Source organism: Cohnella sp. LGH (genome assembly GCF_017671885.1).
Lineage (GTDB): Bacteria > Bacillota > Bacilli > Paenibacillales > Paenibacillaceae > Cohnella > Cohnella phaseoli.
Map to the genome: position 1 here is coordinate 8,492,148 of NZ_CP072117.1, position 14,061 is coordinate 8,506,208.

At 54.3% G+C, this 14,061-nt stretch carries 12 protein-coding genes; 2 read left to right on the forward strand and 10 right to left on the reverse strand.

What is annotated here, in order from left to right; all coding sequences use genetic code 11:
- Positions 1-3: 3 nt before the first annotated feature.
- The gene (locus J4772_RS35025) at positions 4-984 is read right to left on the reverse strand and encodes an NAD-dependent epimerase/dehydratase family protein (RefSeq protein ID WP_209073412.1); all 981 of its coding nucleotides are present in this window, start codon (positions 982-984) and stop codon (positions 4-6) included.
- Between the two features lie 417 nt (positions 985-1,401).
- Positions 1,402-2,253: a DMT family transporter gene (locus tag J4772_RS35030; RefSeq protein WP_209073413.1), complete on the reverse strand. Its 852-nt coding sequence runs from the start codon at positions 2,251-2,253 to the stop codon at positions 1,402-1,404.
- Between the two features lie 363 nt (positions 2,254-2,616).
- Here J4772_RS35030 and J4772_RS35035 point away from each other — a divergent pair, with 363 nt between their 5' ends.
- Positions 2,617-3,063 (forward strand): carboxymuconolactone decarboxylase family protein, encoded by a 447-nt coding sequence (locus tag J4772_RS35035; RefSeq protein ID WP_116063887.1) that lies wholly within the window; start codon positions 2,617-2,619, stop codon positions 3,061-3,063.
- Here the strand turns inward: J4772_RS35035 and J4772_RS35040 are convergent.
- Complete coding sequence (locus J4772_RS35040) at positions 3,056-3,925, reverse strand: sigma-70 family RNA polymerase sigma factor (protein WP_209073414.1); 870 nt, start codon at positions 3,923-3,925, stop codon at positions 3,056-3,058. The two genes, J4772_RS35035 and J4772_RS35040, sit on opposite strands and share 8 nt — an antisense overlap.
- 209 nt (positions 3,926-4,134) lie before the next feature.
- On the opposite strand from J4772_RS35040, the gene J4772_RS35045 reads away from it, so the two are divergent.
- Positions 4,135-4,836 carry a glycosyltransferase family 2 protein gene (locus tag J4772_RS35045; protein ID WP_209073415.1) on the forward strand — a complete coding sequence of 234 codons (702 nt, stop codon included), beginning with the start codon at positions 4,135-4,137 and terminating at the stop codon, positions 4,834-4,836.
- 80 nt (positions 4,837-4,916) lie between these two features.
- Here the strand turns inward: J4772_RS35045 and J4772_RS35050 are convergent, their stop codons facing one another.
- The 7 genes from J4772_RS35050 to J4772_RS35080 all read right to left on the reverse strand — a co-directional run bounded on the left by J4772_RS35050 (position 4,917) and on the right by J4772_RS35080 (position 13,906).
- Positions 4,917-5,657, reverse strand: a complete 741-nt coding sequence (locus J4772_RS35050) for a Bax inhibitor-1/YccA family protein (protein ID WP_116063884.1) — start codon at positions 5,655-5,657, stop codon at positions 4,917-4,919.
- Positions 5,658-5,735: 78 nt separating this feature from the next.
- Positions 5,736-7,319 (reverse strand): helix-turn-helix domain-containing protein, encoded by a 1,584-nt coding sequence (locus tag J4772_RS35055; protein ID WP_209073416.1) that lies wholly within the window; start codon positions 7,317-7,319, stop codon positions 5,736-5,738.
- 79 nt (positions 7,320-7,398) lie between these two features.
- The gene (locus J4772_RS35060; RefSeq protein ID WP_209073417.1) at positions 7,399-8,421 is read right to left on the reverse strand and encodes an ABC transporter substrate-binding protein; all 1,023 of its coding nucleotides are present in this window, start codon (positions 8,419-8,421) and stop codon (positions 7,399-7,401) included.
- 108 nt (positions 8,422-8,529) lie between these two features.
- The gene (locus tag J4772_RS35065) at positions 8,530-11,202 is read right to left on the reverse strand and encodes a YhgE/Pip domain-containing protein (RefSeq protein ID WP_209073418.1); all 2,673 of its coding nucleotides are present in this window, start codon (positions 11,200-11,202) and stop codon (positions 8,530-8,532) included.
- An 83-nt stretch (positions 11,203-11,285) separates the two neighbouring features.
- Positions 11,286-12,749 (reverse strand): serine hydrolase domain-containing protein, encoded by a 1,464-nt coding sequence (locus J4772_RS35070; protein WP_209073419.1) that lies wholly within the window; start codon positions 12,747-12,749, stop codon positions 11,286-11,288.
- Entirely contained in the window at positions 12,746-13,267 is a 522-nt protein-coding gene (locus J4772_RS35075) for a hypothetical protein (protein ID WP_209073420.1), read from the reverse strand. The genes J4772_RS35070 and J4772_RS35075 overlap by 4 nt, the downstream gene beginning before the upstream one ends.
- Positions 13,268-13,354: 87 nt before the next feature.
- Positions 13,355-13,906: an RNA 2'-phosphotransferase gene (locus tag J4772_RS35080; RefSeq protein ID WP_209073421.1), complete on the reverse strand. Its 552-nt coding sequence runs from the start codon at positions 13,904-13,906 to the stop codon at positions 13,355-13,357.
- Between the last annotated feature and the right edge of the window lie 155 nt (positions 13,907-14,061).

The window sequence follows — 14,061 nt, forward strand, 5'->3', positions numbered from 1 at the left end:
CTTTTAATGCTGAGCATGTGCACAAACTTCAAGCGTTTCTTTAATGCTCGCAACCACGTCGTCTCGATTTATTTTCAAGATAGGCAGTGTATCGTTCGGGTCCAAGTATGCATCGCGGCCTTGAATGTCGGCGGTAACGGCGAGGTGAATGCCGTGCTCTTTTCCGGCTTTTCCGACCGTTTCATCATGTTCGGCCATAGCGGGCTTAAACGCTTCGATCGGAGCAGGAACAAGCTGGGTCGTGTCGGTTTGTCCCAATGCTTCTACCATATATTGATAAAATTCAAGATACTTCATATTGGTATCGCAAATCGCGTATCGGCCCTCATGCTCCCCGTACTCTACCGCACCTGCCGCCGCTTCGGCCACTTGTTTGGCCGTCACCATGGCCGTACCGCCCTGTGGCACGTACACCGTTTCTTTTCCCCTGACTTGCTCGACAAACATTGTCCAAAGCGGGGTACGCCCCGGCATTACGCCGAATATATAAGGCAAGCGCAAGCTCATGACAGCCATATCCTTGCCGCCTTCAAGCATGGCAACCTCTTCTTGCAGCAGCCGTGTACGAGGATAAGCTTGCTTTCTTAAATTCAGCTCGGGCCATTGCTCGGCAAAATGGCTGAAGTACGAATTGAACAGCACAAACTTTTTCACACCGGCCTGACGGGCTAATCGGGCAATCCGTTGCACGGAAAGCACGTTTGCCTTGTAGAAGAAGGTGGCTGCCGGAGCCTCCGGGCAAATACGCTCATCCGCGCCCGCTGCGTAGATAAAGGCATAAACCCCGTCGAGCAATTGAAAAATTTGCTCATCGGTATAGGTCTGAATATCGCCTAGATGACTCTCCACCTCTGCAGGAAATAAATCGGGAGCAGGAGTAGGAGGAAGCGAGATTTCTGTGACTTTGTATCCTCTGGCAAGCAATTCCTTCGCTGTGTAGTATCCGAGAAATCCTGTTCCGCCTAAGATAAATGCCTTTTTCATAGTTGTCATCTCCAACTTGAATTGTATTTTAGGATCTATATAAGTTGAACCAGGGAAGAGGGGAGTCCATTGCAATCAGTAAGAGATGATTTGGGTCAACTTATATATACCGATTATAACAATGGGGCATCGTTAAGGTTGTGATATAATTCACAAATTAATGTGAAGAATATGAGGCTGTCCCATAAGCAGAGTTGCAAGATGAGCGATAATCAAAAAAGGTGTATATACCTCCTGGAGACTGCCTCATACGCTCCTGAAATCACCGCGTAACGGGTTTACCCATTCAATTTTCAGGAGCGTATAGCATCGGAGGGAGGTATATACACCTTCACCTTGTTCATCGATTATCTTACAGAGCAACTTGGTTGGCTTATGGGACAGCCTCATTGTGGCGGTTGCAACGGCTATCCAGCTTTAGTGTCCGCCAATCGCGATCATCATGATCCCCGTAACGACCGCGGCGGATGCGACAAGTCGGCGCGTACCTTGCGACTCCTTCAAGACGAGCAGTCCCAGCAGCGTGCCAAATACGATCCCGACCTCCCGCAAGGGAGCGACCGTGGAGACGTCGGCCGTTCTGGCGGCGAATAGAAACAGCAGGTATGAACCTGGAGACAGGATTGCCCCCAGCCAGAGAATATTGCGATGACGCAGGATGACCGTTTTTAACCGGCCCGGCTTCAGCACAGATGAAGTCAATCCCAGCAAAAACCCGATATTCGTCACTTCCAGCAAGGCGAGCGGAGACAAGTGCCCCAAATTCACCTTGTCGACCAGCGTATATGTCGTAATACACAAACCGACTCCAAGTGCCAGCAGGACCGGCCGAACGGACGATGATGGTCCCGTCCCCTGCCGCCGTCCAACCATGACCACGAATCCGATCAGCATGCAGCCGATACCGATCCATCCCCATGTCGGCAGCGATTCGCCCAGCAGCAGCACACCCAACGCCGGCGTCAGAAGCGTCGGCATTCCGCGCATAATCGGATATACCTGCGACAAATCCCCCGCTTTGTACGTTTGCGCCAACAGGAATGCATAAATGCTCTGCATGACCAACGACGCTCCCATGAACATCCATTCGCGCAAAGAAAACTGGCTTCCCGCCAGCTCGTTGATCAGCACAGGCAGCAGCACGACGGTCGACGGAGCGTAAATCGCCCATAGGAATACCGCTTTATCCGTACTCTGCTTAGCAAACATATTCCAAACGGCATGCGCAAGCCCGGAGCATAAGACGAGAACGATGGAAACTGCAATCATGACTGAAACCCCGCCTTCAATCCTTTTGATAATTCTTTTGACAATACTTTTGTTAACGTAGTGTTAACTCTATGTTAACACATAAATCAAAGTAAAAACAATATAAAAAAGGATAATACAAGTTGCGGGTTGTATTCCAACTGTTTTGCGGCAGCTAGTTTGGCGTTTCTGACGAGGTGCAGCTTGCGGGATTACGAGATTAGTGCGCGGGGCGGTTCTATTAGAGCAGACTTTGGTTGAATGGCGGGAATACGCACGTGTGGTGTGGCGATTTTCATGGAGAGCTTCCTGCGTGTCACAAATCCGGTTTCCTCGTTGTCTTAATCATGTAAGCAAATAAAGGACTGTGAGGAGAGATTCAATATGGAGCTTAGAATGAATCATTACGAGGCCAACCCGGCTGCCTACAAGGCTATGCTCGGGCTTGAGCAATTTATTCAGAACAGCGGGCTGGATCGCAAGCTGTACGAATGGATCAAGCTGCGCGCTTCGCAGATCAACAACTGCTCGTACTGCATCGATATGCATGCCAAGGATCTGCTGAGCATGGGCGAAAGCGCGGAGAAGCTTCTGCTGCTGACCGCTTGGCATGAGGTGCCGCATTTTACTGCGGAGGAACGCGCCGTGATCGAGCTGACGGAGTACGCGACCAAGCTGTCTGAAGCCGGAGTCCCTAAGGAAGTCTATGATCGCGTACGTCAGCACTTCAGCGAAAAACAATTCATCGACCTGATCATGGCGATTAACGTCATCAATGCATGGAATCGCATCGGCGTATCCACGGGCTTGTACCCAGGCGCCGTCAAGTGAATCGAGTCAGCTTATCCGGATTTACGATGATATAAAGACGGCGGATACGGGAGCCATCCGGCTCCCATTCTGCGTACAGCACTTTCACAATCCGCCCTTCCTTCCGTTGCAGCACGGCCGGTTCTCCATTTATAAAGATGCGTTCGCAGCCCTCCTGAAAAGTACCCTTGGAGGACAAGCCTTCGAGGAACGCCTGTACTCGCCGGATCCCGAAGATCGGATTGATCGCTGCCCGAGCTTTGCCTCCCCCGTCCGTAATCAGGACGACATCATCGAGCAGCAACGAGAGCAGCGGCCGGAAATTGCCCGTATCCGATGCGCGAAGGAATGCATCGACAAAGCGCTCCTTGGCATCCTTCACCGCCTCCCCCGTCAACGGTGCGGCCGAATCGTCCCCTACCTTCGCCTTTGCCCTGCTGAACGTTTTCCGGCAGCTCGTCTCGGTACGATCCAGAATGCCCGCGATATCCGCATATTCGAATCCTAGCGACTCCTTCAGAATGTAGATCGCTCTCTCCAACGGAGTAAGCTTCTGCAGCAAAACAACATACGCATAACCGATGCTGTCGCGGCGCTCCGCCTGATCGGCGACCGACTCTCCGCCGGGCAGCGGTTCGGGCAGCCACTCCCCGACATACGTTTCCCGCTTGCGGCGAGACGACTTGAGCAGATTGATGCAGCGGTTCGCCGTCATTTTCGCCAGATAAGCTCTCTCATTCAAAATTCCCGTCGAATCGACCTGCATATATTGAGCGAACACGTCCTGAACGATATCCTCCGCGTCCGCAGCCATCCCCAGCATCCGATAAGCCAATCCGAAGAGCATCGACTGGTATCGCTCATAGGTTTGGGCGACTGTCATCGGCAATCCTCCTTGCTTCTTGATTCGTTAGTACTACGACAATGGAAGGCACCTTTTTGTGACAGTCGTTGCCCGCCTTCCGTCCTTGCCGCCTGACGATCGGAAACGTTGCATATCGCTACTCTCCCTCAAATTCTGCCCAAGCAAAGTCCCGTGATTTTGAATTTCATAAAAGGATAAAGCCAGGTAACCGAGCGGAGGGGGAAGCGTTGTCCAAACCGGGTGTGTCCATTATCACTTGCACGAATCAGCCTGATTTTCTCCTAAATATTTTGAACAATTACCGCATGCAGCGCTATAGGCGCAAAGAATTGATTATTATCCTTAACAAGGACAGCATCAATTTGCAGGAATGGAGAAAAAAAGCGTCCATCCTCCCGAATGTATCCGTTTATCAAGTTCCGGAGCAAATCTCGTTAGGCCAATGTTTGAACTGCGGCATCAGCAGGGCCAAATATCCGCTCATTGCTAAATTCGACCACGATGACTATTATTCCCCTTACTATCTGAACGAGCAAGTCAAAGCGCTTCTGCGCACGAAAAGTCCGGTGACCGGCAAGCACGCGTGCTTGGTCTATTTGGTCGCGAGCAACAAGCTTATCATTCGCTCTCCTCAAGAAAAGAACAAATTCGTCCGCTTCGTTCAAGGAGGAACCCTCTTGTTTCGGAGAGAAATCCTCAAAAATGTACGCTTTCAAAATCTTTCGCTTGGCGAGGACGTCAAATTTCTACGGGATTGCGCAAAAAAGGGCTACTCCATCTACGCCACTACCCCCTACAACTACGTCTATATTCGCAGAAAAGATAAATCCACGCACACATGGCGGGTGAGCGATCAGCGCTTCCTGACAGGCAGTCAGCCTGTGGCCGTGACGAAGGATTATCTTCGTTTCGCCTTGCGTAAGCATTGAAAAACCGTGGGCCATAACCACAAAAAAGAGGCCGCTCCGCCAAAAGCGAAACAGCCCCTTCGTCATCCCAACTAGCCGCTTTAATCACGGCTGGCGATCTTGGCTAACAGGCGAAGCATCTCAATATACAGCCAGACAAGCGTAACCATCAGGCCGAACGCGCCGTACCATTCCATGTATTTCGGTGCGCCCTGCTGCGCGCCGCTTTCGATGAAGTCGAAATCGAGCACCAGATTAAGCGCCGCCACAACCACGATCACGAGAGAAATGCCGATACCGATCAGGCTGTTGTCGTGCAAATACGGAATCGTGATTCCGAAAAAGCCGAGCACGAAGCTCGCCAAATACAGAAGCATAATGCCCGCCGTCGCAGCGAACACGCCAAGCTTGAAGTTCTCGGTCGCTTTGATGATCCGCGCCTTATACGCAAGCAGCAAGGCAACAAATACGCACATGGTCAGCAAGGAAGCCTGCAGCGTAATGCCGTTGTACAGAGATTCGTAGGTCGCGGACAGCCCTCCGAGGAACATGCCCTCCAGCGCAGCGTAGACCGGAACAAGATAGGGAGCGGTCGTTGCTTTGAAACTAACGATCAGAGCGACCACCAGTCCGCCGATCGCACCGCCGATCATAAAAGGAGTCACATTCTGGCCGTTGAAGAACATCGACCACGTCACGAACGCCGCTCCGAGCAAAATCGCCAGCGTGATGAACGATTTGTTCACCGTGCCGTCGATCGTCATTCGCTCCGTTCCGCCGTAATGTCCGGAGTTCTCGAACGTACTATCGTTTAATGTTGGATTACCGCTGCGTCCAATCATTCCATACCCACCTTGTCCGTAAGATTATTCCAATTATAGCATCCCACCCCGTCCGGCTTCCATCCTTAAATTCCGAAGTCAGCGTCTCTCGGTCAGCATTCGAGCGAAATCCTTGAGCTGTCCCGACAAGGAGAGCGGGTCGGTCATAATCCAGTCTTCGGTCAGCCGATAGACACGGTCGCGCCGAACGGCTTCCAGTTCGCGCCAGAGCGGCTGCTTCTTCAGCCGCTCCCAGCCAAGCAAGGATTCGGCATCCTCCGAAACGACGATAAAGAGATAATCTCCTGCATACCGAGCTATCTCTTCAATCGGAATGTCCTCCTTGAACTCATGTCCCTCCTGCCTTTGGACGCGGGCAACGGCCTCGGGGGCCGGCAAGCGCAAATCCCTGTACAATACCGGCATGTCGTAATACACCTGAAACGACTCAGGAAGTCCTCTCATCCAGAAGAAGGAGAAGGTCGCATTTGCCTCCAGACCGCTCATTGCCGATCTTCTCGTCTCTGCAACTTGCGCCTGATATTCTTCGATCCAACGCTCCGCTTCTTTCCCTTTGCCGATCCAGTTCGCAATAAAGCGAAATCGTTCAAAAAATGGCGTAAACCACGGGATGCTTAGCGTAGGTGCAATGTGCGCATAGTCCTCGTAATGGTGCCCATCGAAGGTCAGCACGACGTCCGGACGCAATTCGGCGATTCGAGCCAAATTCGGATGAACGACGGAAGAACCGACAGCGGCAATATCCGAAGTCTTCGCACGTAAATAACCTCCATTAAGGAGCAGTTCCGGAGCACCTACCGGAGTCACGCCCAACGCTAGCAAATCGCCTAAATACTGCATGCAGACGATGCGGATTTCCTGCCTCCGGAGACGGGCGTAGACTCGGGGAGAGACGTTCATATGTCTTTTAAAGCTTCGGCTGAAATGAAACGGATCGCGGAAGCCGGTTATGGCCGCAATTTCCTGAATCGAATCTCCCGACGTCAACAAAAGCTGCTTGGCGCGATTCAGACGCCGCTTGATCAAGTATTCGATCGGACTCATTCCGGTCAGCCTTAAGAAAAGCCGAGAATAGTGCCTCTCGGACATATCCGCCATTTCGGCCAGTTGCGCAAGCGTCAAGTCGAGGGCATACGAAGCTTCGATGAACTCGATCGTCTGGCGAACCGCTTGACTGCTGTCGTCGTTCGGCTTCCTCGCCTCCGATTGCAGCACAAGATAGATAATTTCCTGGAAGAGCAGATGTTGCCGATAGGGCTCCGCCCCTTCCTCCGCATGCCTGCTCTCGTACAGTACTCGAACCTGTTCGATCATCCGAGTGAACGGAATAATGCCCCATTCTCCTTGCGGAATCGTCGACTGCCCCTCCCCAGCCAGTGTGAGCGGATAGAACTCCAACACATATGCGCTGAGCGGATAATCGGAGAAATTATCAAATTGCAGCGATGTGCCCGGAGGGAAAATGAAGCATTTTCCAAACTCCAGCGCGTATTCCCGTCCTCCCGCCGACAACTGCCCCGCCCCTTCGCGGGCAACGATCAGTGCATGCTTCTCGTATTTCCGATCGTGAATTCCCGATGAAGGCGAGAATGATTCGATCCGAATATCCTCCCAGAGGTAGACGGCGGACAATCGCGGCGAAAAGCCATTAGGGACGGACACGTAAATCTTCCCTCCTATAGGAAAAGGGAAGCCCCCGGTTCGTATCGGAGAACTTCCTCAATCTCATTCATTATGAAGCTTAACGAGTCAGCAATCGAACGGCATCGTCCAATTGGGCCGCGAAGGACATGACGTCGTAAGAAAACCATAGCCCGTCGTCCACCGTGTAAACCTTGTCGTTCTTGACGGCCGGGAGGTTCGCCCAGAGCTTGCTCTGCTCGACTTCCTTCACGAAGTCTTCATCGTTATGGAACGTTACTAGAAACAGCCGGTCCGCGGAGGCAAGCTCGGGCAGCTGTTCAAGCGAAATCGCCAAGCCCTGGCCATTATCGCCCTTCTCCCATGCCGCCTTGACGCGATCGGTCATGGAAAGCCCAAGCGTTTCGAATAAAGTATATCCGACGTTGCCGGAGCCGTATACTCGAAGCTGTCTGTTTTCATAGCCTCCGATTACGACGACGCCGAACGTCTCGCCATCCGCAACGTGACCGACCAGCTTGCTCCGAGCCTCTTCGCTCTTCTTCTCGTAAGCTTGAATCCACTGCTCCGCTTCGTCGGTCTTGCCCAACACGTCGGCTACTTCGCGCAGATGGCCGAACGGATCCTTGTCCGCCCATTGGACGACAACTGTAGGAGCGATCTTGCTGAGCTGCTCCACACTATCCTTGTTCCATTCCGCTACAAGAATAAGATCCGGCTGCAGCGTTAAAGCTTTCTCGATATTCAGCTCATTGGCCGGTCCGACATCCTCGATCCCACCGATCTGATCCTTGATCGCGTCGAATCCCGTTAACAGATGGGTGGCCGCCCCTATCGGCTTTATTCCCAGGGCAATCATTTGGGGCAGGTATTGGGAAGTAATGATCCGCTCGGGATGAGTCGGAATTTCAACCTCTCTGCCCAAAGCGTCTTTATAGATTCTGGTGCCGGACGGATCAGCGCTTTGCGCGCTTTCGCTCGGAGATGGAGATTCCGCCGCAGAGGAGGACGGAAGCGCCGACTGACCGGCATTCGAGCCCTCTTCCCCTTTCCCGCAACCGGTTATTAAAACCGCGGCTAGGAAGAACGCGGCTAGCAGCATAACATTTTTCCGAATGAACATGAGCTTTCCCTTCTTTACTCCATGATGAGAACCGTTATCAATGATAACAAACTCCCCATCATGCTTGCCATGTTGCATTCGGACATTGGACATGAAATATTCGGACACCTACGCGATGATTTTCGTCTTCTTGGCATTCTCTGTGGACTTGCGGATAATTCCGCTCAAAGGCCGCTTCAGCGCCAGCGCCAGAACCAGACTCAGTGCGATAAATAAGATCAGCGCAAGCATGTCTTTCAACGCCGTCTCCCACAGAATGCCGCCGACCGCCTCCCTCAGCAGGCTGATCGCATAAGTGAACGGCATAAACGGGTTCAGCGCCTGGAAGAACGGAGAAGTGGTGCTGATCGGGAATGTGCCTCCCGAGCTGGAAAATTGAAACACCATAAAGATGATCGCTATCCCTTTGCCCACATTGCCGAAAACGGACAACAGCGTATACGTAATCGTCACGAACACGAGGCTGACCAGCATGGCGAACAGAACAAATTCAAGCGGATCGGCGACATAGGCATCCAGAATGAAAATGTCCCCTAACGTAATGAATAGCGCCTGAAGCAATCCGATCGTCGCGAATGTGCCCAGTCGGCCTAGAAACAGCTGATAGGCCTTGTAGTTTTCCCGATCGTCGGGCTCCGTTCTCAACAAGGAGATGAGCAGCGTCGCGCCGACCCATAGCGACAGCACGCAATAGAACGGCGACATGGCCGAGCCGTAGTTCGGTATCGGATATTTGCGATTTTCCTTAACGAGAACGGGGTTGGCCAGAAACTCGCTTTCTTTCCGAATATCGCCCCGCAGCAGCTTGGACAGCTCCGCAAAATGATTGTCTTCCTCGACTTCGCGCAGCTTGTCCGCCGCCGTGCGCACCGCGCGCTCCAGCTCCGGAAGATCGTTCTTGACCAGTCCCGCCACCTTGTGCACGCCGGATTCGACCTCCGGAAGCTTGTTCCGCACGAAATCGGCCAGCTTGGACAGCTCCCGCTCCGCTTCGGGCAAGTCGTTCTTCACGAACGCCGCCGCTTGATCCAGCTTCTTCCCGATCGCCGGAAGCTCGTCGCGAACGAACGGAGCCGCGAGGTTCACCGCTTGCTCGAACGCCTTCGCTTTCTCTCCGAAAGCTTGCGACAGCTCATGCACCTTCTCCCGGATTTGCGGCAGATCGCCCTGAAGCTTCTTCAGCTCCTCTTGCCCGAAGAGCAGCCCGGCCTGCGCATCCTCCAAAATCGCTGCGACGTCCGGCAGCCTCGCCTGCGCCTCCCGCAGCTTCTCAGCAGAAGTTCCCGCCGCTTCCGTCAGCTTGCCGAGTCCGCGCGAAATCGCCGGGACAATCTCGCTGTCGTAGCGAGCCAAGACGTCTCCCAGCGCCCCGCTCGTTTCCTTGGACAACGCGTTCAGCCGCTCGACAAGCTCCTTCGCGGGAGCTTTGCCATTCTCCAGCCCGGACGCGATAACGCCCAATATTTCGGCCTGCCGATTCATCCGGTCCGCTGCGTCGCCAATCCTCTTAGCCGCATTGCCCAAAGCCTCTCCCGGCAAATAGGAGTCGATCCGCTCCAGCAGCGCAGCCGTCCTCTCTAGCACGCCTGCCGCCCCAACCAGACGGTCTCTGACCGCGCGCACCTCTTCCGGAGTCGGCAGCTTCTCCGGGTCGATGCCCATAAGCCGTCCGGTAAGCTGAGCGACCGCATCGGCGGCCTGTTGTGCTAAAATCAGATTCTGCTTCACGATTGGAGCGATCGTCTCGAAAGCCCCTGCGTTCGCCGTTAGAAAACCATTGAGACCCTCCGCAAAGGCAATGCCTTTGTCGGCGATTTCCGCCACCCGCGGCAGCGCCTCTTGGGCCGCCGCAACAAGCTCCATGGCTTTGGCCGCTTTGTCTGACGCGAGCTGAATCGCCTCCGCCACGCGGTCGAAGTTGCGATCCAGCTCGGCGACTCGGTCCGCGGCCTGTCGAATGAGCGGCAGCTTCTGCTGAATGACCAGCACCTCCGAGGCGGCGGCCTCGACTTTCGGCCAATTCTGCTGAAGCTTCAGCAGATGCTTGGCCGCCTGCTCGATTTCCGGCAATTTCGCCTCGACCTGCGTAATAATCTGCGCTTTGTCGTGAATTTCGGGCAGCTTCTGCTCCAGCTCCAACACTTTCTGTCCAGCGGCCCGGATGTCCGGCAGTTTGCTTTCCAGCTCAAAAACGCCGCTCTCGACTTTACGAATCGTAGGAAGCTGATCCTCGACCTGCACCCCGACCTCTTGAAGCTTCGTCAGCAGCGCTTCGCTGACCGCCTCCGCGAAGCTTTCATTGATCTGCTTGGCGATCGCGGATACGCCCGAAGACGTAATCTTGGGCGCGATCGCGTTGATCTTCTCGTTCACCGTATAGACGACCTCGGGACGGTCAAGCCGACCCTCGGCAATTCCCGTAATGCGTTCGGAGAAATCGGCGGGCACGAGAATACTCGCGTAATACGTCCCGTTGTCTACTCCATGCTCCGCTTCCTCGCGGTCGACGAACGTCCAGCCCAGCTTCGGGTTTTTACGCAAATTGTCGATCAGGCCCTCTCCGACGTTGATGCTCTTATCCAGCACGGTCGCTCCCCGGTCCTCGTTCGTTACCGCAACCTTCACGCCGGAAGTATTGGCGTACGGGTCCCACACCGACTTGATATTGACCCAGCTGTACAAGCACGGAAGCAAAATAATAGCCAAAATCAAGAAGATGCCCGTAGGCACCTTGAAGATATTTTTCCAATCCGTCGTATAAATTTTCAATATGGCACGCATCGTCTCGTCTCCTACTGTCTGCCTTTGCTTATGTTCTGACTTATCGTACCATATTTCCCCTTTTTATAAACGTGTCCCGCGGATTATACTCGCCGGGCTGCAAGCGAGAACACTTGGACCGTTCCGAGCACCATTAACGCAAACGACAGAATCAACAGAGCGTGCCCCGAGCCTGGGCAAAATCTTAACACCGTTCCCCAAGGCGCTCCGGCCAGCCGCGGCACTGCGATCAGTACCGCCAGCGGCAGAACTATGTAAGGAAGCGCGATCGCCGACGCTCGAAGCCAAACCGGGAACCGGCTGCCCCCCCTTCCGCGGCGAACAACCATCCCAACGGCAACGGCCGCGATCCATACCATCACAACTATATAAGCGGCGTTAAGGATCTCTTCAATGGGACCAAACCGAACTGAGGGCGGGTACCCCGGCGGCAGATCTCCACCGCGCACAACCGCCTCCATTAGCCTCATCGACAGCTCGCCGTAGGCATGGCCGTATAACGTCGTTTTCAACGCGTCATTCGTGTTCATCAGCACGACGAGCCCCCATCCCGAATCGAGATCGACGATCACGTCGGAGTGAAAGTTTTCATTGTCCCCGCCGTGCCAGATCCTGTCTCCGAAAACAAACCAGCCAAAGCCGTAGGATTGGCCGGCTTCCGGCGTATGCATCGTTCGGATTCCTTCCGGGGCCAAAATTGCTCGGCCGCCATATTGCCCCCCGTTGAGCTGAGCGGTCAGGTAATGCGTCATATCCTCAGCCGAGGCGGCCAAAAAACCGGCGGGAACGAGCGCTAGCGCTATCGGGTGCCTCGTCTCCAGCATTTTGCCGAATACGGACTGATAGCCGACGGCCATTCTTCCGTCATCCGAATTCCCGTCAAAGCTATTCCGCATCTCCAACGGTTGAAAGATGCTCTTGACGACATATTGCTCATAGCTCATTCCCGAGACCCGGGCCACGATCTCTCCAAGCAATACGAAATTAACGTTGGAATAATAAAAGACGGCTCCCGCCGCCTCTTTAAGCTTAACCCCGTCCAACCGGCGGAGCGCATCCGCCGGCATGAGTTTACCGTCGGCAAGCCACGCTTTGCCGTGATAGGTAGACAATCCGCTCGTCTGGTTCAGCAGATGACGTACCGTGACCGGACCGCCCGCTTCGAATTCCTTCCAGCGCAGCTCCGGCAAGTGCTGCCGGACGGGATCGTCCAACTTTAGCCTTCCTTGCTCGACAAGCTGCATGATCGCAAGCGCGGTGAACGATTTGCTTATCGAGCCTAGCATGAACGGCGTTGCGGGGGATACCGGCCGCTTGCCTTCGTCGGCTATCCCGTATCCTTGCACGTACACCGTGTGGTCTCTATGCACGAAACCGACGGCCAGCCCCGGAATCCGATACTGCTCCATCGCCTCTTGAACCAGAGCATCGATCTTCGCCGTATCCAGCCCCAAACCGGACGCCGCGGACGCATGCACGCCATACGGAGGGAAGAACGGTACGGTCGCGATCAGCGCTGCAAACAGCAGACCTAACACCCTTTTCATGACTCATACATCGCAAAATCGGCTACGGCGATCATCATCACACGATCGTTTTCCATCATGAATTCGATCGCTCTGCCGTTCTCCTTATCCAGGTAACCCCATATCCGCAATTGATCGATCTCGCGCACGTAATGGTCTTTGCCGTATTGCGTCTCTATCCGAGTCCCGTCGTCGCCAATTTTCACCTGCCTAGCCGTCGCCGCTTCCCCGTTCAGAGAATAGCCTTCGACCCGCCCGCCATTGAGATTGTAAGTGAAATCTCCGTAATCGAGGACCACATCTCCCCGCCAGCTTGTCGAGCCTTGCAGCTTTCCTTTCAGCTTCGGTTCTCCGCGCTGAGCGACCACCTCTTGCTCTGAAATACCGAGATCGCTCAGCCCTCCGGTCTCGGCGGCCAGGTCTACGCTCGCCACGGAATCCATGTAGTCCAATGGAGACGGCAGCGCCTCCTTCTTATCTCCGCACGCCGCCAGCGCAAGCGCCATTACCGCAATCCACACAAGCATCAATTTTCTCATCGGCTTCTCCCCCTCATCTCTCTTGCCCCATATTGGTCGGGTAAAGGAAAAAGGTTCGATTCCGCCAGATGCCTCAGTCCTCTTAGCCTATTTTTCTTGCGTCACATACGCCCACGGCACATGCTCGCACAGCCAGACCCCGTTCTCAGATAACCAGAACTTGTGGCCGTCCCGATGCATGTTCGCCGCCGAGACCCGCAGCAGGAGCGGCCTCCCGTGCCGTTTGCCTACCTGCATCGCAGTCTCCGTATCCCGCGACAAATGCACATGCTGCCGGGACCCCTTTTGGATGCCTTCAGCGCGAATACTCTCCAATGAACGGGAAGCCGTTCCGTGGTACAGCCATTCGGGAGGAGCGCATTCCTCCATCTCCACGTCGACCGTCACCGAATGCCCCTGGTTGGCCCGTATCCGGGTTCGGTCTTCGTTAAACTTGTAACGCTGCTTGTTGTTCTCGCGAACGATTCTCTCCAGCGTTTCCGGGTCGATCTTCTTGCCCGCGCGATTGCAGCCTGCCAGCAGGCTGTCGACATCGGCCCAACCGTTGTCGTCCAGTTTAATTCCCGCCGCAGCTGGATTATGGCGAAGCACCAGGCTCAGAAACCGCCCAAGCGCGACGTCCCTGTCGTTCTTTCTCATCTTGCAACCCTCCTCTCTTCATAAACTTTTTGTAAAGTGTACGGCTAATTTCGCAGCATTTTTAAATAAGGCGGTTCTCCCGCTTTATTTCCGGCTGCCAGGCTGATTCGGCCCGATTAAAGCCGATTTTCCGCTTTATTTTTCAAAAAATCAGC

Excerpts from the sequence above, each read along its gene's own strand:
- J4772_RS35060 (WP_209073417.1), bottom strand. The coding sequence starts at position 8,421 with ATGTTCATTCGGAAAAATGTTATGCTGCTAGCCGCGTTCTTCCTAGCC.
- J4772_RS35025 (WP_209073412.1), bottom strand. The coding sequence starts at position 984 with ATGAAAAAGGCATTTATCTTAGGCGGAACAGGATTTCTCGGATACTAC.
- J4772_RS35040 (WP_209073414.1), bottom strand. The coding sequence starts at position 3,925 with ATGACAGTCGCCCAAACCTATGAGCGATACCAGTCGATGCTCTTCGGA.
- J4772_RS35035 (WP_116063887.1), top strand. The coding sequence starts at position 2,617 with ATGGAGCTTAGAATGAATCATTACGAGGCCAACCCGGCTGCCTACAAG.
- J4772_RS35075 (WP_209073420.1), bottom strand. The coding sequence starts at position 13,267 with ATGAGAAAATTGATGCTTGTGTGGATTGCGGTAATGGCGCTTGCGCTG.
- J4772_RS35030 (WP_209073413.1), bottom strand. The coding sequence starts at position 2,253 with ATGATTGCAGTTTCCATCGTTCTCGTCTTATGCTCCGGGCTTGCGCAT.
- J4772_RS35070 (WP_209073419.1), bottom strand. The coding sequence starts at position 12,749 with ATGAAAAGGGTGTTAGGTCTGCTGTTTGCAGCGCTGATCGCGACCGTA.
- J4772_RS35065 (WP_209073418.1), bottom strand. The coding sequence starts at position 11,202 with ATGCGTGCCATATTGAAAATTTATACGACGGATTGGAAAAATATCTTC.
- J4772_RS35050 (WP_116063884.1), bottom strand. The coding sequence starts at position 5,657 with ATGATTGGACGCAGCGGTAATCCAACATTAAACGATAGTACGTTCGAG.
- J4772_RS35080 (WP_209073421.1), bottom strand. The coding sequence starts at position 13,906 with ATGAGAAAGAACGACAGGGACGTCGCGCTTGGGCGGTTTCTGAGCCTG.